Here is an 18896-nt window from a genome sequence, read left to right as displayed (position 1 = left end):
GTCTGCCCCCGTCCTCGGCAGCCGCGAGGGTAGAGCGGGGGCTCGGGAGGGGTCCCGGCCTCAGGGGGTATTGGCGGTGAGCATCGTGGCGAAGCGCCGGGCGAAGAGATACGCGTCGCCGGGCCAGCGGGCGGAGAGGTAGCGGCCGTCCTCGACGACGAAGGCGGCGGAGTCGTCGGTGGCCCTGCCGCGGCGGCGCAGTTCGACGGGGCCGCGTTCGAACCGGGCGGGGTCGGCCAGGGCCGCCACGACCTCGTGCTGGACGTAGGCCGGATAGGTGCGGTAGTAGCGGCCACGGCGCCAGGCGGTGAGGTAGTAGGCGGTCCGCTCCATGTACGCGGGCAGACAGGTGGTGCGCCGGTCGGCGAGCACGCTGCGGCCGGTGTCCGGGTCGAGGGTGCGGGCCAGGGCGAGAACGCCGTGGCAGATGGCGCCGACGGGGCGCTCCAGTCGCCAGAAGTCGCCGATCTTCTCGCGCAGCACATCCGAGCCGAGGTACTGGCGCATCCCCGGGGCGTGGCCACCGGGCAGGATCAGCCCGTCGTACGCCGCGGGCCGGAGGTCCGCCCAGGCGACGGGGTGGCGGAAGGCGGCCTCGCCGGTCAGCCGCTCGTAGAACTCCTTGGGCTCGGGCTCCGCGCCGAGCTGCCCGAAGAGCACTCCGGTGAGCAGCAGCGGATCGGCGGCCGGCGGCCCGTCGCCGTGTTCGGTGGCGAACACCACCTCGTGGCCGAGGTCGGTCAGCAGCTTCCAGGGCACGGCCACCTCGGTGACATCGAAGTCCCGGTCGGGCAGGGGGAGAAGGATACGCACGGGATCTGCCTACCACAGGTGGCGGCGCCGGTCCCGGGGGACCGGGCGGGATCACAACCGTCCGGTCAGCACACCTAGTCCGGCTGCCCGTCCCGCGCGGCGTGTGCGTACGGCTCGTCCGCCGGCACCGCGCCACGCAGCGCGCGGATCATCGTGCCCAGCAGCGGATTGCTGTTCTCATGGCGGTGCAGGGCCATCACCCGGCGGAACGCCGAGCGCTGCGCCAGCCGAGTCGCCTCCACCGCATCGCCGGGCGAGTGGCCGAGCCCCGGCACGATGGCCACGCCGAGCCCCGCGGACACCAACTCCCGTACGACGCCGTAGTTGTTGCTGCGAAAGGCGACCACGGCCTCGAAACCGGCCGCCGCGCACAGCCGGTCGAGCGAGAGCGCACCGGCCGTGCCCTCCCTGCTGGTGATCCAGCGGGCCTGCGAGAGCCCGGCCAGGCGCGGGCTCAGACCGCTGCCCCGGGCCCCGAGCAGTACAAGGTCCTCGCGGACCAGCTGGTGGCAGGCCAGGCCTTCCGACCACTGCCGGGGGCTCAGCCCGTACTCGTACACCAGCGCCACATCCAGATCACCGGCGTTCAGCGCGGCCACGAGCTCCTCCGGCTCGCCCTCCTCGAGCTGGACCTGCGCCCGCGGGTGGGCCGACGCCAGGGCCGACAGCGCCGGTGGCACGAGCCGGACACTGGCGGTGGGGAAGCTTCCCAGCCGCAGCCGGGCCGTGGCACCGGTGGCCAGCTGGTCCACCTGATGGCCGAGGTCGTCCATGGCCGCCAGCACCGGCACGCTGAGGTCGACCAGCCGGTGCGCCGCGGTGGTCGCCCGGACGCCGTGCGCCTCCCGCTCGAACAGCACCAGCCCCGTCTCCTTCTCCAGGGCCGAGATCTGCTGGGAGATCGCCGAGGGGGTGTACCCGCGCTCACGGGCCGCGACGACGAACGAGCCGGTGCGTACGACGGCCCTCAGGGTGAGCAGGTGCTGCGGCTTGAGCAACGCGTACCTCCCACCGGGGTCCGGAACGGGCCACAGCGTAAGCATCGCTATGGCTCAAAGGTCAATACTTTCGTGCTGCTGGGCCTTGTGGGGCGGGCGGGGGCGCTGGAGGGTGGCCGTGACGGGGCCGGACCCGGCCGATGGACAAAGGAGCTACCGCAGTGACGACGACCGCGCGGGGCCGTGGGGCGTCCCGACACTCCTCGCCCGTGCCGCGCACCACCGGCCCTTCTCCTCAGCAGACAAGGAATCCGCACCGTGACTGACGCGCTGTCGCTCATCGACGACTGGGGGCCCGAGAAGATCGTCGTCGTCTCCCACCGACGCACCGGCATGAAGGGCGTCCTGGTCATCGACAACACCGCCCGCGGCATCGGCAAGGGCGGCACCCGCATGAGCCCGACCGTCTCCGTCGGCGAAGTGGCCCGGCTGGCCCGCGTGATGACATGGAAGTGGGCGGGAGTCGACCTCTTCTACGGCGGCGCGAAGGCGGGAATCGTCGCCGACCCGGCCTCCCCCGACAAGGAAGCGATCCTGCGCGCCTTCGCCCGCGCCCTGTCCAACGAGGTGCCCCGCGCATACGTCATGGGCCTGGACATGGGCCTGACCGAGAACGACGCGGCCATCGTCCAGGACGAGCTCGGCGACCGCGGCGCCGCCGTCGGCACCCCGGGCCACCTCGGGGGAGTGGCCTACGACGAACTCGGCGTCACCGGCTACGGAGTGGCCGAGGCCGCCGACGCGGCGGCCCAGCACCTCCGGCTGCCCCTCGGCGGCGCCCGGGTCGCCATCCAGGGATTCGGAGCCGTCGGCCACGCCGCCGCCGGGCGGTTCGCGGAACTCGGCGCCACCGTCGTCGCCGTCTCCACCGCCAGGGGAGCCCTCCACAACCCCTCCGGACTGGACGTGCCCACGCTGCGGGCGGCGCGGGAAGAGCACGGCGACGACTTCGTCACCCGCCACCACCAGGGCATCGCCGTACCATCCGGCCAGGAGCTCACCGTCGACTGCGACATCCTCGTCCCGGCGGCCCTCCAGGACGTCATCGACGAGACAACCGCCCACCAGATCAAGGCCAAGCTGGTGGTGGAAGGCGCCAATCTGCCCACCTCACCGCGGGCACAGTCCATCCTCGCCGAACGTGGCATCTCCCTGCTGCCCGACTTCGTGGCCAACGCCGGTGGCGTCGTCGCCGCCGCCTTCGCCATGGACGCCCGCTACTCCGGATTCCGGCCCGAGACCTCCACCATCTTCGAGACGATCTCCGAGCGGCTGCGCACCAACGCCGTGACCGTTCTGGAAGAGGCCGAGCGCCGCGCCACCACCCCGCATATCGCCGGGCGCGGACTCGCCGAAGAACGCGTCCGCGCCGCCATGCGCAGCAAGGGCCGCATCGGCCCTTGATCCTTTGCCCCTTGTGTTACCTGCCAAGCGGGTGACGTCCGGCGGAGAGGGCGGGCCGGGGCCGATCACGACGATTCTCCATTCGCCCTGGTAGGGGCAGGGAGAGCCCCGTGTGGGCACGGGCGTCGACATCCAGGGCGTTACCCGGCAATATGGTCACGTGGATGGTCACGTGGATGAGTTCGTCTTTGTGAGCGGTCGTCTCTGTCTCGACTTGGCGGGCACGAAGCTCTGGCGCCGCAGCCTCCGTACGGAGCTGCTGAACTCCCCGAGCGATATGGGCCGTTGGATGCGCCAGGCGGAGCTGCTTGACGACCCCGGCCCCATGGACACCCGGGGGCTGGAGCGGGTCCGCCGCCTACGGGAGGCGATCTACGTCCTGGTGCGTGCCTGGCCCCCCGGAGATGATCCCTCCGGTGCCGGGTTCCGGGACGCCCTCGCCGAGGTGAACGACGCGGCCCGGCTGCCCCTGCCCAGGCATCAGCTCGACGTATCGGGGCGGCTGACGCGGACCGGTGGTGTGGACGAGGTCCTTGGCGCGGTGGCCCGCGACGCCGTAGACCTGTTGAGCTCGGCCCAGTTCGGCAAGACCAAGGAGTGCGCGAACCCCGATTGCACGCGTCTCTTCGTGGACGTATCCCGCTCCGGGGCCCGGAGGTGGTGCGGGATGGCGGAGTGCGGCAACAAGCACAAGGCCGCCAGCTACCGGAAGCGGAAGAAACAGCAGACCGTCATGGAAACCTGAGCCCGAAGCCCGCCTCGCCCGCAAAAGGAACAGAGATTCTGTTAGCTTGCTTCCGCAAGCAGAACCTTCATTCTTTTTGTGGGGTGTGTGGTGCCGCGGCTCACCGACGCGCGCAAGGAACTCCGGCGTGCCCAGATCGCCGAGGCCGCCGTGCGGTGCTTCGGCCGCAACGGCCTGGAGCGGACCTCGATCGCCGACATCACGGCCGAGTCCGGCCTCTCGGCCGGTTCGATCTATGCGCACTACCGCAACAAGGCCGAACTGGTGCAGGCCGCCGCTCGGGCGGTGCTCATCAAGCGCGCCAAGGTCCTCGGCGACTACGCCGCGAGCGACACTCCGCCCGGCCCCGACGAACTGCTCGCCCGCCTGATCGCGGCGATCGACCCCGCAGAGGCCCGGGTCGGCGTGCAGACCTGGGGGGAGGCGACCACCGATCCCGCCATCCGCCACATCGTCGTCGACATGACGGAGCGGATGCGGGCGATGCTGCACGACTGCGTCACCGCGTGGCTGGTCAGGGTCGAGAATCACCGGCCGGACGGGGCCGGGGAGCGCGCCGCGCCGATCGCCCACCAGTTGATGGCGCGCTACCAGGCCGAACTGCTGTACACCGCCCTGCGATCACCGACCGAGGAGACAGCGCCATGACCACCACCCCGACCGCTTCGTTCGCAGGCCGTACCGTGTTCCGGATCGGCTATGGCGCGATGCAGCTCGAGCGCCTGCACGACCGCCGTGCCGAGGCCGTCGCGCTGCTGCGCCGCGCCGTCGAGCTGGGCGTCGACCATGTGGACACCGCCCAGTTCTACGGTTTCGGCTTCGCCAACGAGGTGATCAGGGAGGCGCTGCGCCCCGAGGACAACGTCCTGGTCGTCACGAAGGTCGGCGCCGACCCCAACCCCGGCGGGCAGCTGCCGCTGCGTCTGGCACAGCGGCCCGAGCAACTGCGCGCCAGCGTCGAGGACAACCTGCGCGGCCTCGGCGTCGACCGGCTCCCGGTGGTCAACCTCCGTCGCCTGGACACCGGCCCCGGGCTGCGCCCCGAGGGCGACCAGATCGTCGACCTCGACGACCAGCTCGCGACGATGACCGCCCTGCGCGACGAGGGCAAGATCGGCGCGATCGGCCTGAGCAGCGTCACCCTCGACGGGCTGCGCCGCGCCCTGCCCGCGGGCATCGTCTGTGTGCAGAACGCGTACAGCCTCGCCTCCCGCGAGGACGAGGACATGCTTGACCTGTGCGTGGCCGAGGGCATCGCCTGGGTGCCGTTCTTCCCGCTTGGCGGGGCGTTCCCGGGCCTGCCCAAGGCCACCGAGGAACCGGCCGTTCAGTCCGTGGCCGAGTCCCTGGGCGTCACGCCCTCCCAGGTCGGCCTCGCCTGGCTGCTGCACCACGCCCCGAACGTGCTGCTCATCCCCGGCACCGCCGACGCCGCCCATCTCGAGGCCAATATGGCGGTCGGCGAGATCACCTTCGACTCCGCGACCCTCGCCACCCTCGATGCCGTCGAGTCCCGCCCCAACGAGGCCTCCATCGGCTGACACCCATCGGCTGACCGGAACCAACGCGACCAGGATCGCGAACGGGGTCGTGACCAGAGTCGCGACCGCCCGCCGGACGCCCTGACGGAACGGCAGGCCGCGCCGGGAGACCCCGCTTCACCAGGCTCTGAGGACGGACCATGAAGGCCATCATCCACCGCGACAACGGCGACCCCGACGTTCTCCAGCTCGTCGACCGCGACCTGCCCGCGCCCGGCCCCGGCGAGGTCCGGGTCCGGATCGCCGTGTCCGGGATCAACCCGACCGACTGGAAGGCCCGCTCCGGTGCCACGGGACCCCAGCGCTTCCCCGAGGTCACCCCGCACCTCGACGGTGCCGGAACCATCGACGCCGTCGGCGACGGGGTTGACCCGAGCCGGGCCGGCCAGCGGGTATGGCTGTTCCTGGCCGCCGCCGGGCGGCCCACCGGCACCGCCGCCGAGTTCACCGTCGTGCCCGCGGACCGGGCCGTGCCGCTGCCCGAGGAGGCCGGATTCGACGTCGGCGCCTCACTCGGCGTCCCCGCGCTCACCGCGCACCGCGTGCTCACCGTCGCCGAGGACGGACCGCGGCGGCTGCGGCCCGGGGCGCTCGACGGCAAGGTGGTGCTCGCCGCGGGCGGGGCCGGGGCGGTCGGGCACGCGGTGATCCAGCTCGCCCGATGGGCCGGTGCCACCGTGATCAGCACGGTCAGCGGCCCGGAGAAGGCAAGGCTGGCCACCGCCGCCGGGGCCCACCACGTGATCAACTACCGGGAGGGCGACCCGGCCGCCGACATCCGCGAGATCGCCCCGGACGGCGTCGACGTCGTCGCCGAGGTGGCGCTGGGCGCCAACCTCGCACTGGACATGGCCGTGCTGCGGACCCGCGGCACGGTCTCGGCCTACGGCAACGAGGGGGACAGGCCGGTCGAGCTGGATGTGATGCGGAGCATGGTGCTGAACGCACGCTTCCAGTTCGTGGTGCTCTACACGGTCGGCTCGGACCCCCTCGCCGCGGCCGTTGAGGACGTCACCGCCGCGGTGCGCGGCGGTGCGCTGCCGGTCGGCGAGGAGCACGGCCTGCCGCTGGTCCGCTTTCCGCTCGACCGCACCGCCGACGCGCACCGGGCGGTGGAGCGCGGCGCGGTCGGCAAGGTGCTCGTGGACGTCACGCCGTGACATCCGGTCGACCGCCGCGGAAGCTGGCTCAGAAGCTGGTGAGCAGGTCGTCGAGCGGTGCGGGTACGCGGTCGTCGTCCAGGGCCTCGACGAGGACGCGGCCGTAGTGGATCTTCCGCCCCTTCTTCGTGCTGAGGAAGCGCCGCAACTGCTGCTGTGAGGTGCGGCCCTGCTGTGCGGGCTGGTGCAGGAAGGTCCGCAGGGCGCGCAGATCGCCCTCCGCCCGTACGAGCTCCGCCACCCGTGAGACGCCCAGCGCGCGGATGAGCTCGTCCTCCAGGTCCGCAGCGCAGACGAAGAACTCCTGCCGCGCCGCATCCGCCCGCTCCAGGCCGCGGGTGTAGTAGCGGCGCTCCGCCTCGTCGCACAGCCCCGTGAGGCGGAGGCCCAGACCGGACGGCCCGAGGAGGTGGGCGAAGCGTCCGACGCTCATGGCGCCGCCCATCGGCAGGACGCAGACTCCTTCGGCCGCCAGGTCCCGGCCGCGGCGCGCGGCCAGCGCGCTGACCGCGGCGGCGTCGCTCGGCCCTTCGAGCAGGACGACCGCCCGGACGGGCAGCCGCGCGGCCAGCTCGCACGCGGAGCCCCCGACCCCGGGGTCACCGGCCGCCCATGCGATGACCGCATCCCGGAACGCCCTCATATCAGCCATGAGACGAGTCTCCGGCCCTTCCGGCCGCCACGCCAGGGTATTTCACCCTCCCGGCGCTGATCCCGGAGTCCCGGAGTCCCGGAGTCCCGGAGTCCCGGAGTCCCGGAGTCCCGGAGTCCCGGAGTCGGCTCAGTGGCTTCGCCCCGGCCGCAGCGCCCGGACGAGTCCGTCCAGGATGTCCTCGAGGACGGCATGGGACGTGGCGAAGTTCAGCCGCAGAAAGCCATCGGCGTCCGGGCCGAAGGGGCTGCCCCCGTCGAGCAGGACATCGCCCTCCCTCAGCACTCTCTCCACGGGGGGTTCGCCGATCTCCAGTGGCCGTGCGTCGAACCAGGCCAGATAGGTGGCCTCCGGCAGATGGTGGCGCAGCCGCGGGAGCTCGGCGCTCACCACCTGATGGACCCGCCGGCGGTTGCGGTCCAGCACGGCGAGCAGATCGCGTTGCCAGGTGTCGCCCTCCCGCCACGCGGCCTCGGTGGCGATGACGCTGAGCGGAGATACGGCGCCGTACAGATCGGGTGGTTGGGCGTCGCGCAGCGCGAGCAGCCGGTCCGGGCCGTAGTGGGTGACCGCGCAGCGAATGGCCGCGAGGTTGAACGCCTTGGTGGCGGAGGTGAGGGTGACGGTGCGGGCCGCGGCGTCCGGGGAGAGGCTGGCGAAGGGTATGTGACGATGCGGCTCATGGACCAGCTCGGCGTGGATCTCGTCGCTGATGACCAGCAGATCGTGCCGACGGGCGATGGCGGCGGTCTCCTCCAGCTCCGCACGGGTCAGCACGCGGCCCGTCGGGTTGTGCGGGTTGACCAGCACCAGCGCCTTACAGCCCGACTCCGCCACCGCGGTGTCGAGCGCGGCCAGGTCCATGCGCCAGCCGTCGGCGGAGTCGTGCATCGGGATGGGCACGGCACGCCGGTCCATCGTCGCCAACGTGGCGAGGAACGGTGGGTAGTTGGGGGTCTGGATGGCCACCGCGTCACCCGCGGCCGTCGCGAGGTGCAGGACGAGCTGGAGGCACTGGATCAGGTCGGTCTGCTCGCGTACGCGGTCCGCTGGCGCCTCCCACGCGTAGCGCTCCTGCATCCGCCGTGCGAAGGCGCGACGGAGCGGACTGCCGTCCGGCCAGTCCGGGTAGCCGAGATCGCGGCGTTCGACGGCCTCCCGCAGCGCGGCGACCACTGCCGGAGGGGTGGGGAAGTCCATGTCCGCCACCCATGCGGGGAGCACCCGCGGCCCCGGACGGTGCCATTTGACGCTGTGGCGGGCGCGCAGCCAGTCGAGGCCGAGGTCATCGAAGCCGGGCACCGGCTCGGGCCGGGTGACCCTCATGAACGCGCTTCCCGCGTCAGCAGATCACGGGTGATCTGTATCTGGCCGTGGTGCTGGGCGAGCTCTTCGAGTACGTGCAGTTGGACGCCCGGCACGCTCAGCGGGCGGTCCGGCCCCTCGAACGCGGCGGGCGGTGTGTTGCGCGGGGGCGCCGTCGGTGTCACCGGCTCGAGGTCGGTCGCCATCCGCTCGAAGAGCGCGTCGACGCTCCGCCGGAGCTCCTGTGCGCTTCCCGCGGCGGTGAACTCCGCGGCCCGGTCACGGTCGACCTCCCGCCCGGCGACGATGTGCCCGATCCAGTAGTCGGCGACGCCGACGCAGTGGTACGCGATCGCGTAGACGGAGTTGGCGCCCGGCAGCGGTGGCCGGGCGTTCCCCAGGTCATCACCCAGGTCTTCCAGCGCTCCGAGCATGCCGTCGAAGGCGCGGCGCAAGAAGTACAGATATTCGTTCTGGTCTCGCAAGGCGGGGTCCTCGTCGATGGAGGAGCCGGGATGACACCGGCTACCGTCACCGGCTTATCCGGTGACGTCATCAGAATGAGGTGGCCAAGCTTGCCTGTCAACGCCTCGATGTCCTCATGCTCCGAGGTCGAGCATCACCTCATTGACTGGTGACTCCGCTGCTAGGGTGGAGCACATGGCTCTAGCGGCCCAGTCCAGAAGTGGAATTTTTGTCGATCTATGTGGTGGCGGGGTGCGGGACGGGTGGGTCCCGGTGCAGCCAATCCAAGAACGGCTTCGGAGCGAGCTCGCCGATCCGCTTCCGGTATGTGTCGAGATCGTCCTCGGTCAGAAAGTCCCGACTGCTGCCCGATCGCCCGCTCCGGAAGAACTTCGCCGGATCCTGCTCCGGAAGAACTTCCCCGGATCCTTGAGTATGTCGGTGTCGGGCGCCAGCCGCTCCGCGCGACCCTCCATCGCGTCGAAGGTCGCCGCCTCCACCAGATCGGGCCGGACCGCCTCGTCCACCGTCATGCCCAGCCACTCGGCCAGCGCCGCCAGCTGGCCGGCGAGGTCCGCGCACAAGTCGACGTAGTGCAGGAGCTTCGCATTCGGCTGCTCCTGCCGGTTCCATGCGTCATAGAGGTGGTGGACCGTCTGGTGCAGGCTCTCGGGACCCGCGCTCCCCTGGTCGTCGGTCGGCTGGGGCGGACACCAGTACTGCAGCCCCTCGCTGCCCGTCCCCGTGGGCGCCGCTCTGCTGGAGGTGTCCGCGGCCAAACACGGTGTGCTGTGGACTCCGATGAGGCAGTTATACCTGGATCAAGCAGGTGATCACCAACTTCGACTCTCGTGCAGCTACCTCGATCCCGAGCGGATCGAGGAGGGGGTGCGGCGCCTGACCGCCTTCCTGTCGGAGGAGGACGTCGGCGCGGCGGGTCAGGTCACCAGACCCTGGCGGTAGGCGTAGACGACCGCCTGCACACGGTCGCGGAGTCCGAGTTTGGTGAGGATGCGCGAGACGAAGGTCTTGACGGTCTCCTGGCTGATCACCAGGGTCATGGCGATCTCGCTGTTGGACAGGCCGTTCGCGATGAGGCGGAGCACTTCCAGTTCGCGAGGGGTCAGCGGAATGTCGTGCGGGGCGCCGTCGGGGGGCCGGATCCGGGCGGCGTACCTGCCGACGAGCTGGCGGGTCACCTCGGGGTCCAGCAGGGCCGCGCCGGTGGCCACGGTCCGGATCCCGTGCAGCAGTTGGGACGGCGGTGCGTCCTTGAGGAGAAACCCGCTCGCCCCCGCGCGCAGCGCCTCGTAGACGTAGGTGTCCAGGTTGAACGTGGTCACCACGAGCACCTTGACGGGACGGCGCACCCCCGCGCCCGCCAGCAGCCGGGTGGCCTCGATGCCGTCGAGCACCGGCATGCGGACGTCCATCACCACGACGTCCGGATGCAGCCGGCCGGCGAGGTCGACCGCGGTCTGTCCGTCCTCGCACTCGCCCACCACCTCGAGGTCGGGCTGGGCGTCGATGATCGTCACCAGCCCGGTGCGGACCAGCACCTGGTCGTCGCAGACCAGGACCCGGATCGGCTCGCTCATGACGGGCTCCCCGCGGGTATCCGCGCCCGGACGACGAAGCCGCCGCCGGTCCCGGCGCCCGCGCTGAAGTCGCCACCCAGGACATCGACCCGTTCGCGCAGACCGGCCAGCCCCCGCCCGCTCCCGCCGGGCGAGGCGGGGGCCCGGGAACCGGAGCCGTCCGTGCTGACCTCCACGGTGATCTCCCTCTCGCCGTGGTGTACATGGACCCAAGTGCGGCTGCCGTGGGCGTACTTGAGGGCGTTGGTCAGAGCCTCCTGTACGACCCGGTAGGCCACCAGATCGGCGCTGCCGGTCGACTCCGCCGGTGTGCCCTCCTCGGTGAACTCCACCGGCTGCCCGGACCGGCGGGTCTGCTCCACGAGTGTGCGGAGTCTGCCGACGGTCGGCGCGGTGGCCTCGGTGCCGTGGTCGGGGTTGATCAGGTCGAGCAGATGCCGCAGATCGGTGGTGGCACGTCTGCCGGTCTCGGTGACCGCGGTCAGTGCCTGGTCCAGGCGCTCGGGCGCGGCGGTCAGATAGCGTGCCGCCTCGGCCTGTACGACCATCGCCGTCACATGGTGGGTCACCACATCGTGGAGCTCACGGGCGATGCGGGCGCGCTCCGCGGCGCGGGTGTCCTCGGCGACGCGGCGGCGCCGGTCGGCCTCCACGGCCCGGGTGGAGCGCAGCCACGACCCCATGCCCCAGGCGAGGGCCAGCGCCAGGTAGTACATCACGAACTCGCTCGGCGCCTCGGCACCCGATCCGAGCCGGTAGAGCGCGACCGCCAGCGGCACATACGCCACGGTGCACACCAGCGTGGTGGCGCGCCGGTGCCGCTCCAGATGGGATCCCACGCTCAGCAGCGCGATGGCGATCGCGGTGCCCGCGAAGGAGTGGTAGCCACGGAGCTGGTCGACGGCGAAACCGAGCGACACCAGGGTGAGACAGACCAGCGGCCACCGCCGCCGCACGGCGAGCGGGAAACACTGGAGGGCGACCGCCACGATGGCCAGCGCGTCGAAGTCACGGGGCGGCAGACCGCCCAGCTGCGTCCCGTGGTTGTGGAACGACGGGATGAGTGACCCGGCGAAGATCAGCAGTCCGAGCGGAAGATCCCGGACCGTGACATCGAACCGGTGCCATATCTCCGGGACGCGCCGAACACTGATCATCGGGCGAGTGTAGCGGTGGCGGCGGCCCAAGATCGTCACTCCAGGGAGGACACCTCGCGTAGCTCGCCAGGGGGACACATCAGGCGGACCTGACCGTCCTCGATGTGGTGGATGGTGTCGGCGTAGGCGGTCAGGAGGTTGAGTTCATGGGTGACGAGGACGAGCGTGAGTCCCTTCTCGGCCCGTAGCCGGGTGAGCAGATCCATGATGGCGTCCGTGGTTTCGGGGTCCAGCGCGGAGGTGATCTCGTCACACAGGAGCAGGTCCGGCTCGGCGGCGAGGGCGCGTGCGAGGGAGGCGCGCTGACGCTGTCCGCCGGACAGCTCGTGCGGATGGCGGCGGACCACGTCGGCGGGCAGGCCGACGGCCTCGACGAGAGCGGCTACGCGGTCGGGGGCGCCCTGCTTGGTGGCCGTGCGGTGGAGCCGCAGCGGCCTGGCGAGTGCCGTGCCCACGGTGTGGGCGGGGTTGAGGGCGCCCAGGGGGTTCTGGGGGACGAGTTGGATGCGGCGCTGCTGGTCGGCGCTGCATCTGTCGCTGCCCGGTGTCCTCCTCGCCGCCGCGGCCGGGGCGCTGCTCGGCGCCCAGACCGGCTATCTGATCGGCCGCCGCGCCGGGCGGGCACTGCTCGCCCGTACCGCCAACCGGCGCCTGAGCGACGGAGCGCGGCGTGCGGAGGCGCTGCTCGCCCGCTACGGCCATGGCAGGGCGATCGTGCTCGCCCGGTTCATTCCGGTCGTGCGGACCGTGCTCAACCCGCTCGCCGGGATGGTGCGCGTGCCCGGCCGCACCTTCGCCTTGTGGCAGGTGGCCGGAGGCGTGGTGTGGACGGTGGGCCTGGTGCTCGGCGGCTACGCCCTGGGCGCGAGCGTCCCGAACGTCGACCGCTACCTGCTCCCTCTGGTCGCGGTGATCGTCGCCGTCTCCCTGCTGCCACTGGCCCTGGAAGCGCTCAAGGCCCGCCGGGCCCGCAGGGCGGCGGAGCGGACACCGGGGAGCGCCAAGTGATGCGCCGGCTGCGCGCTGACCTCCACTGACCGCGGCCGCACCACGCCATTCCCCCGCGGACACGGCCCGCTCCCGCCACCACAGAAACGGATCCAGATGAGTGCCATCAGCATCGGCCAGGCGGCTGTCCTCGGCATCGTCGAAGGCATCACGGAGTTCCTGCCCGTCTCCTCCACCGGCCATCTGAAGGTCACCGAAGGGCTGCTTGGCATCCCGGTCGACGACACCTCCGTGGTCGGCTTCACCGCCGTCATCCAGGTCGGGGCGATCGCCGCGGTGCTGGTGTACTTCTTCGAGGACATCGTGCGGATCGTCTCCGCCTGGGGCCGCGGACTCGCCGACCGCGAACAGCGTTACCACCACACTACAAGTTCGCCTGGTGGGTCGTCTGCGCCACCGTCCCGATCGTGGTCGTGGGCCTGGCCGCGAAACCCCTCATCGAGGGCCCGCTCGCGTCCCTGTGGGTGGTCGCCGGTTCCCTCATCGTCGGGTCCGGTGTGATGTGGGCGGCCGACCAGATGGGCCGCCACAAGCGCGGTGAGGACGACACGGGCTTCAAGGACGCCATGCTGGTCGGCTGCTCGCAGATCCTCGCGCTGCTCTTCCCCGGCTTCTCGCGCTCCGGCGCCACCATGTCCACCGCGCTCATCCTCGACCTGGACCGGGTGGCCGCCACCCGCCTGTCCTTCTTCCTCGGCATCCCGGCGCTGACCGGCGCGGGGCTGTACGAGCTGAAGGACGCCGTCGGCGCCGGGGTCGGCACCGCCCCCCTCGTGGTGGGCACCGCCGTCTCGTTCGTGGTCGCCTACGCCTCGATCGCCTGGCTGCTGAAGCTGGCTGCTGAAGTTCGTCGCCAAGCACTCGTTCAACGTCTTCGTCATCTATCGCATCGCCATCGGCCTGCTGCTCATCGGCCTGCTGGGCACCGGGGCGCTCACCGCATGACCGTTTCGCACGCGGCCGTACGCCCGCCACGCCGGATACCGGCCGGGCCGGTCACCGCGCCGCAGCGCGGCGCAGCAGTGGGGTGAGGCGGTGTGGCACCAGCTCGCGCATGGCCAGGGCGGTCGTGGTGCGCTCGATGCCGGGAACGGCGAGGATCCGCCCCGCGATCCGGTACAGGTCCTCCGCGTCCGCGGCGACCACCCGTACGAGCAGATCCGTCTCACCGCTGAGGCCGAAGACCTCCACGACTTCGGCGATGTCCGCCAGGGCTCCGGACACCTCGGCCAGCCGGCGCTGATCGACCCGCGCGGTGACGAACGCGGTGAGGGGGTGGCCCAGCGCGTTCGGGGCGATCCGTCGTTCGAAGGAGCCCAGCGCGCCACCCTGCTCCATTCTCGCCACCCGCGCCTGGACGGTGTTGCGGGACAGCCCCAGCTGCTCGGCCAGGGCGACGACGGTGGCCCGTGGCTGGGCGGCGAGGGCGAGCAGGATCCGCGCGTCGGTGGCGTCCACCCCTCGCTCACTGTTCATAGTGCTCAATCGACGTCCCTCATTCGACCCGGAGCATGAGCAGAATGCTCAACGGAAGAGAAGCATCTTGTGCAGGTGAAGAGCCATCTGTCTACTGACGGAGCACAAAAGCAGTTTTCCATGGCGTGGTGCGGATAGCGGAGGCGGTCGGCGATGGTCCTGGACCCGGAGCTGAGAGCGATCGGCGGCAACGGCACGGGCCGTGCCCGGGCGGAGGAGCTCGCCGTGCTGGAGGCGGTCGGGCGGCGGGTGCTGTGGCTTTCCACCGCGATCATCGACCATGCCAACCGGGTGCGGCCGAATCCCTCGGGGCTGAAGGTCGGCGGGCACCAGGCGTCCAGCGCCTCGATGTCATCGATCATGACGGCGCTGTGGTTCCACGCGCTGACCGCCGAGGACCGGGTGTCGGTCAAGCCCCATGCCTCACCCGTGCTGCACGCCATCAACTACCTGCTGGGCGAGCTGGACGAGTCCTACCTGACCACCCTGCGCGCCTTCGGCGGCCTGCAGAGCTACCCCAGCCGGGCCAAGGACCCCGACCCGGTCGACTACTCCACGGGCTCGGTCGGCATCGGCGCCACCGCCCCCCTGTGGGGCGCCCTCGCACGGCGCTATGTGGAGGGCCACTTCGGCGGGGCCGGAAGGGGACGGCAGTACTCCCTGCTGGGCGACGCGGAGCTGGACGAGGGCGCCATCTGGGAGGCGGTCCAGGACCCGATGGTGCCCAGCCTGGGCGAGGCGGTGTGGGTCGTCGACCTGAATCGGCAGTCCCTGGACCGGGTGGTCCCCGGCATCGCCGCGGACCGGCTGCAGGGCATGTTCGCCGCGGCGGGCTGGCAGGTCATCATCCTCAAGTACGGCCACACGCTGCGGGAGCTGTTCGCACGGCCGGGCGGTGAGGCCCTGCACGCCCGTATCGACGCCATGGACAACCCCGAGTACCAGCGTCTGCTGCGCTGCTCCGCCGACGAGTTGCGGGAGCGCCTGCCCGGCACCGGCTCCACCGCCGGGCCGATCGCGGACCTGATCGCGCCCCTGGACGACGCCTCGCTGCTGGCGGCGCTGCGCAACCTGGGCGGGCACGACATCGGCGCACTGCTGGACGCGTTCGACAGCGTCGACGACACCCGGCCGACCGTCATCTTCGCGTACACGGTGAAGGGCTACGGGCTGCCCACCGAGGGCCACCCGCAGAACCACTCCTCCCTACTGACCGCCGGCCAGATGAAGACCCTGGCCGACCGCCTGGGAACGGACCCCGACCGCCCGTGGGCCGCCTTCGCCGGTGGATCGCCGGAAGCGGCGATGTGCGCGGCGGCGGCCGTGCGGCTGCGCCGCCCCGGGCACCCGTCGCGGCAGGCCCCCGCGGTCCCCGCCGACCTCGCGCGCCCGGCGCCGACCGGCTCCGGCAACACCCAACAGGCCCTCGGACGCGTCCTGCTCGACCTCACCCGGCGGGCGCCTGAGGCGGCCGCCCGGATCGTGACCGTCAGCCCGGACGTCAGCTCCACCACCAACCTCGGCGGCTGGCTCAACAAGGTCGGTGTGTGGTCGCCGACCGAGCGCCCCAACTGGTTCGCCGATGACGCCGAGACGATCCTGCACTGGCGGGAGCGGCCCACGGGCCAGCATGTGGAGCTGGGCATCGCGGAGACCAACCTGGTCGGCCTGCTCGGCGAGCTGGGCGCCACCTGGAGCCGCTGGGGCCAGCCGCTGCTGCCCATCGGCGTCGTCTACGACCCCTTCGTCAACCGGGCCCTGGAGCCGTGGTCGTTCGGCATCTACGCGGGCGGCCAGTCGATCCTGGTCGGCACGCCGTCCGGCGTCACGCTCGCCCCGGAGGGCGGCGCCCACCAGTCGATCACCACCCCCTCGCTCGGCATCGAACAGCCCGGCTGTGTCACCTACGAGCCCGCGTTCGCGATCGACACCGAATGGTGTCTGCTGGCCGCACTCGGCAACCTCGGCCGCCCGGACGGGAGTTCGGCCTATCTGCGGCTGTCCACCCGGCCCGTCGACCAGTCCGCGGCCGATGTGCCCGGTGACCCGGCCGCCCGCGAGCGCCGCCGCCGGCAGGTGACCGCGGGAGCGTACCGGCTGCGGCGGCACGAGAGTCCCGTGGTGACCCTCGCCGCGATGGGCGCCCTGGTCCCGGAGGCGCTGGCCGCCGCCGACCGGCTCGCCGTCCTCGGCCACGGCGCCGATGTGGTCTGCGTGACCAGCCCCGACCTGCTCTTCCGCGCGCTTCAGGCCCGCCGCGGCCTGTCGCAGGACCCGAGCTGGATCCTCGACCAGGCCTTCCCCGCCGACCGGGCCACCCCGCTGGTCACCGTGGTGGACGGCCATCCGCACACCCTGGCGTTCCTGGGCACGGTCCAGAACACGCCCATCACCAGCCTCGGCGTGACCCGGTTCGGCCAGAGCGGTTCGATCGAGGACGTCCACCGCTACCACGGCATCGACACGGACAGCATCGTCACCGCAGCGCTGGACCTCGTCGACTGAGGCCGACATCGACTGAGGCCGACAAGGGCGCCGTGGCGGAGCCACGGCCCCACGGCCCGCGTCACGCGGCGGCCACACCCGCGGAGTACGGGCCGCTCACCGCCGCCGAGAACTGGTCGACGAGGCGTTCCAGCGCCTCCCGTGTGGTGGGGTCCACCACCACGCCCCCGTCCTTGCCAGCACATGCGCGGTGGCCAGTGGGCTGTCGGCGTGGTCGGCGATGACCGGCTTGGGAGTGAGGATGCCGATGTCGTGCACGGTGTCGCCGACCTTCTGTACGGACCGGAGCACCGGCTCGTTCACCGGCAGCAGCTCACTGTTGCCCTGGTCGACCAGGTCCTTGGCGACCGTGGCCGAGGCTCCGCTGGTGCGCTGGATGGTCTTGGCGTACTCCGCGGGGTGTCGGCGGGACGAGGTCAGCGCCCCGCCGAGGCGGCGCGGACAGTCGGTGATGGCCTTCTCCTTCGCCGGGACCTGGAGGGCCTTATCGGAGGCTCCGATGAAGCCGTAGCCGCTCGCCCGCCCGTTCGCCCCGTCGCCGAACGTGACGGCAGGAAGACCCGGTTCACCCTGCACGGCAACCGTACGCCCCGCCCCGGGTACCCCGGTGGGTGAACTCCCCCTGCGCTGGTACGCCGCTCCCGGCTGGGAACCACCCGCCGCGCCCGCCCCGTTGCCCCTGGTGGCCATCAGCGATCCCTGCGTGATCCGCCGCCGCGCCCTGACCGCACTCGCCTCCCACCACACGGCCGCCACCGCGGTCGCCGAGGCCGGATACCTCGCCGGAGTGCTGGACGCGGCCCGCGCCGGGCTCGGCGCCGCCCTGCTCGTCGTCCCCGGCGGCCCGTACCCCGATGGCCTCGCACCACTCCACGGCCTCCCCGCCGTTCCCCCGGTCCGCCTCAGCGCCCGGGCCCGCAGCGGCTGCGACCCCTCCCTGGCCGGAGCCACCATCGAGGCGGTACGAGCCCTCCTCGGCTTCCGCGACGCGGACACCGATTTCAGTCGCGCGGTCGGCGGCGAGTGGCCGGGTCGGTGAGCGACGGGGGCTGATAGCCCTCGTCGGCAGGGCTGAGCGTGATGCCGGGCGGCACGATCTCGTCGATCCGGTCGAGCATGTCCCGCGAGAGACGGACGTCGACGGCGCCGAGCTGGCTCACCAGGTGCTCCTGGGTGCGCGGGCCGATGATCACCGTGGATACGGCGGGGTGCTCCAGCACGAACGCCAGCGACAGGTGGATCAGCGACAGGCCCGCCTCGTCGGCCAGCTCGGCCAGCTGCTCCGCCGCCTCCCGCTTGCGCTGGTTGGCCGCCAGCTCCGGATCGTGGCGGTGCGGCTGGCGCTCCAGACGGCTGGACACGGCGTGTGCCGTGTCCCCCCTGCGGTAGCGGCCGGACAGCCAGCCGCCCGCCAGCGGGCTCCACGGCAGGACACCCAGCCCGTACCGCTCGGCGACGGGCAGCACCGCCCGCTCCGCCGCCCGGGCCAGGATGGAGTACGGCGGCTGCTCGGTGACGGGCCGCTGGCGGTGCAGCCGCTCGGCGATCCACTGGCCCTCGACGATCTGGTGCGGCTCGAAGGTCGTGGTGCCGAAGTAGCGGATCTTGCCCTGCCGTACGAGGTCGTCGAGTGCGCCGAGCGTCTCCTCGAAGTCGGTGGTGGGGTCGGGCCGGTGGACCTGGTAGAGGTCGATGTGGTCGGTGTCCAGGCGGCGCAGGCTGTCCTCGACGGCCTGGTGGATCCAGCGGCGCGAGTTGCCCTGGTGGTTCGGGTTGTCGCCGATCTGCGCGTGGAACTTGGTCGCGAGGAACACATCGGCGCGGCGCCCGCCCGCCAGCGCCTTGCCGACGATCTCCTCGTTCTCGCCCTGGGAGTACACATCGGCGGTGTCGATGACGTTGATGCCCGCGTCGAGGGCCTGGTGGATGATCTCGATGGCGTCGTCGTGGTCGCGGTTGGCCCAGGCGCCGAAGTTCATCGCGCCGAGGGTCAGGGGGCTGACCTTCACGCCGGTACGGCCGAGGGTGCGGTACGTGGTCATCTCTTCGGGGCTTTCCTTCTCTTCGGG

General features: G+C 71.7%; 20 protein-coding genes and 1 pseudogene. 9 read left to right on the top strand and 12 right to left on the bottom strand.

Going from position 1 to position 18896, the window contains the following annotated elements; genetic code table 11:
* Positions 1-60 precede the first annotated feature (60 nt).
* Together VT50_RS10915 and VT50_RS10910 are read right to left on the bottom strand one after the other, a co-directional pair.
* Positions 61-813: a type 1 glutamine amidotransferase domain-containing protein gene (locus VT50_RS10915; RefSeq protein WP_046084101.1), complete on the bottom strand. Its 753-nt coding sequence runs from the start codon at positions 811-813 to the stop codon at positions 61-63.
* Between the two features lie 74 nt (positions 814-887).
* Positions 888-1811 (bottom strand): LysR family transcriptional regulator, encoded by a 924-nt coding sequence (locus VT50_RS10910; RefSeq protein WP_046084100.1) that lies wholly within the window; start codon positions 1809-1811, stop codon positions 888-890.
* A 258-nt stretch (positions 1812-2069) separates the two neighbouring features.
* Between VT50_RS10910 and VT50_RS10905 the strand changes: the two genes are divergently transcribed.
* The 5 genes from VT50_RS10905 (at position 2070) to VT50_RS10885 (ending at position 6661) form a co-directional block, all read left to right on the top strand.
* Positions 2070-3215 carry a Glu/Leu/Phe/Val family dehydrogenase gene (locus VT50_RS10905; protein WP_046084099.1) on the top strand — a complete coding sequence of 382 codons (1146 nt, stop codon included), beginning with the start codon at positions 2070-2072 and terminating at the stop codon, positions 3213-3215.
* Between the two features lie 190 nt (positions 3216-3405).
* The gene (locus VT50_RS10900) at positions 3406-3960 is read left to right on the top strand and encodes a CGNR zinc finger domain-containing protein (protein ID WP_206269388.1); all 555 of its coding nucleotides are present in this window, start codon (positions 3406-3408) and stop codon (positions 3958-3960) included.
* An 87-nt stretch (positions 3961-4047) separates the two neighbouring features.
* On the top strand, positions 4048-4608 hold the full coding sequence (locus VT50_RS10895) for a TetR/AcrR family transcriptional regulator (protein WP_053048407.1): 561 nt from the start codon (positions 4048-4050) through the stop codon (positions 4606-4608).
* Positions 4605-5501 (top strand): aldo/keto reductase, encoded by an 897-nt coding sequence (locus VT50_RS10890; protein ID WP_046084098.1) that lies wholly within the window; start codon positions 4605-4607, stop codon positions 5499-5501. Before VT50_RS10895 ends, VT50_RS10890 begins: the two co-directional genes overlap by 4 nt.
* Before the next feature lie 140 nt (positions 5502-5641).
* Positions 5642-6661: an NADPH:quinone reductase gene (locus tag VT50_RS10885; RefSeq protein ID WP_046084097.1), complete on the top strand. Its 1020-nt coding sequence runs from the start codon at positions 5642-5644 to the stop codon at positions 6659-6661.
* Positions 6662-6689: 28 nt separating this feature from the next.
* Here VT50_RS10885 and VT50_RS10880 read toward each other — a convergent pair whose 3' ends face one another.
* From VT50_RS10880 to VT50_RS10850, 7 genes are all read right to left on the bottom strand, one after another.
* Positions 6690-7313 carry a TOPRIM nucleotidyl transferase/hydrolase domain-containing protein gene (locus VT50_RS10880; RefSeq protein WP_046084096.1) on the bottom strand — a complete coding sequence of 208 codons (624 nt, stop codon included), beginning with the start codon at positions 7311-7313 and terminating at the stop codon, positions 6690-6692.
* A gap of 129 nt (positions 7314-7442) precedes the next feature.
* Entirely contained in the window at positions 7443-8639 is a 1197-nt protein-coding gene (locus VT50_RS10875) for a MalY/PatB family protein (protein WP_046084095.1), read from the bottom strand.
* On the bottom strand, positions 8636-9103 hold the full coding sequence (locus tag VT50_RS10870) for a DinB family protein (protein ID WP_075200241.1): 468 nt from the start codon (positions 9101-9103) through the stop codon (positions 8636-8638). The genes VT50_RS10875 and VT50_RS10870 overlap by 4 nt, the downstream gene beginning before the upstream one ends.
* Before the next feature lie 327 nt (positions 9104-9430).
* Positions 9431-9862 (bottom strand): sulfotransferase domain-containing protein, encoded by a 432-nt coding sequence (locus VT50_RS10865; RefSeq protein ID WP_046084094.1) that lies wholly within the window; start codon positions 9860-9862, stop codon positions 9431-9433.
* 159 nt (positions 9863-10021) lie between these two features.
* Positions 10022-10681, bottom strand: a complete 660-nt coding sequence (locus tag VT50_RS10860; RefSeq protein WP_046084093.1) for a response regulator — start codon at positions 10679-10681, stop codon at positions 10022-10024.
* On the bottom strand, positions 10678-11838 hold the full coding sequence (locus VT50_RS10855) for a sensor histidine kinase (protein WP_046084092.1): 1161 nt from the start codon (positions 11836-11838) through the stop codon (positions 10678-10680). The genes VT50_RS10860 and VT50_RS10855 overlap by 4 nt, the downstream gene beginning before the upstream one ends.
* A 35-nt stretch (positions 11839-11873) precedes the next feature.
* Complete coding sequence (locus tag VT50_RS10850) at positions 11874-12320, bottom strand: ATP-binding cassette domain-containing protein (protein WP_240529129.1); 447 nt, start codon at positions 12318-12320, stop codon at positions 11874-11876.
* Between VT50_RS10850 and VT50_RS10845 the strand changes: the two genes are divergently transcribed.
* A complete protein-coding gene (locus VT50_RS10845) occupies positions 12307-12846 on the top strand; it encodes a DedA family protein (protein ID WP_420822188.1) in 540 nt (179 codons plus the stop codon). The genes VT50_RS10850 and VT50_RS10845 overlap by 14 nt on opposite strands.
* Positions 12847-12942: 96 nt before the next feature.
* Positions 12943-13791 (top strand): annotated as a pseudogene (locus tag VT50_RS10840) (undecaprenyl-diphosphate phosphatase).
* A 51-nt stretch (positions 13792-13842) separates the two neighbouring features.
* Here VT50_RS10840 and VT50_RS10835 read toward each other — a convergent pair.
* Positions 13843-14322: an Lrp/AsnC family transcriptional regulator gene (locus VT50_RS10835; RefSeq protein ID WP_046084091.1), complete on the bottom strand. Its 480-nt coding sequence runs from the start codon at positions 14320-14322 to the stop codon at positions 13843-13845.
* 153 nt (positions 14323-14475) lie between these two features.
* Here VT50_RS10835 and VT50_RS10830 point away from each other — a divergent pair, with 153 nt between their 5' ends.
* Positions 14476-16827 (top strand): transketolase-like TK C-terminal-containing protein, encoded by a 2352-nt coding sequence (locus VT50_RS10830; RefSeq protein WP_046084090.1) that lies wholly within the window; start codon positions 14476-14478, stop codon positions 16825-16827.
* Between the two features lie 96 nt (positions 16828-16923).
* Here VT50_RS10830 and VT50_RS10825 read toward each other — a convergent pair whose 3' ends face one another.
* The gene (locus tag VT50_RS10825; protein WP_206269387.1) at positions 16924-17403 is read right to left on the bottom strand and encodes a type 2 periplasmic-binding domain-containing protein; all 480 of its coding nucleotides are present in this window, start codon (positions 17401-17403) and stop codon (positions 16924-16926) included.
* A gap of 31 nt (positions 17404-17434) precedes the next feature.
* Between VT50_RS10825 and VT50_RS10820 the strand changes: the two genes are divergently transcribed.
* Positions 17435-17866, top strand: coding sequence for a hypothetical protein (locus VT50_RS10820; protein ID WP_206269386.1), 432 nt, complete (start codon positions 17435-17437; stop codon positions 17864-17866).
* On the opposite strand, the gene VT50_RS10815 is transcribed toward VT50_RS10820, so the two are convergent.
* Positions 17829-18869 (bottom strand): aldo/keto reductase, encoded by a 1041-nt coding sequence (locus tag VT50_RS10815; RefSeq protein WP_046084089.1) that lies wholly within the window; start codon positions 18867-18869, stop codon positions 17829-17831. The two genes, VT50_RS10820 and VT50_RS10815, sit on opposite strands and share 38 nt — an antisense overlap.
* Positions 18870-18896 lie beyond the last annotated feature (27 nt).

The organism is Streptomyces antioxidans (genome assembly GCF_000968685.2).
GTDB classification, from domain to species: Bacteria; Actinomycetota; Actinomycetes; order Streptomycetales; family Streptomycetaceae; genus Streptomyces; species Streptomyces antioxidans.
The sequence above is the reverse complement of the archived record's forward strand: the minus strand, read 5'-3'. Positions and strand labels throughout refer to the sequence as shown.

Excerpts from the sequence above, each read along its gene's own strand:
- VT50_RS10890 (WP_046084098.1), top strand. The coding sequence starts at position 4,605 with ATGACCACCACCCCGACCGCTTCGTTCGCAGGCCGTACCGTGTTCCGG.
- VT50_RS10885 (WP_046084097.1), top strand. The coding sequence starts at position 5,642 with ATGAAGGCCATCATCCACCGCGACAACGGCGACCCCGACGTTCTCCAG.
- VT50_RS10880 (WP_046084096.1), bottom strand. The coding sequence starts at position 7,313 with ATGGCTGATATGAGGGCGTTCCGGGATGCGGTCATCGCATGGGCGGCC.
- VT50_RS10875 (WP_046084095.1), bottom strand. The coding sequence starts at position 8,639 with ATGAGGGTCACCCGGCCCGAGCCGGTGCCCGGCTTCGATGACCTCGGC.
- VT50_RS10860 (WP_046084093.1), bottom strand. The coding sequence starts at position 10,681 with ATGAGCGAGCCGATCCGGGTCCTGGTCTGCGACGACCAGGTGCTGGTC.
- VT50_RS10855 (WP_046084092.1), bottom strand. The coding sequence starts at position 11,838 with ATGATCAGTGTTCGGCGCGTCCCGGAGATATGGCACCGGTTCGATGTC.
- VT50_RS10835 (WP_046084091.1), bottom strand. The coding sequence starts at position 14,322 with ATGAACAGTGAGCGAGGGGTGGACGCCACCGACGCGCGGATCCTGCTC.
- VT50_RS10830 (WP_046084090.1), top strand. The coding sequence starts at position 14,476 with ATGGTCCTGGACCCGGAGCTGAGAGCGATCGGCGGCAACGGCACGGGC.
- VT50_RS10815 (WP_046084089.1), bottom strand. The coding sequence starts at position 18,869 with ATGACCACGTACCGCACCCTCGGCCGTACCGGCGTGAAGGTCAGCCCC.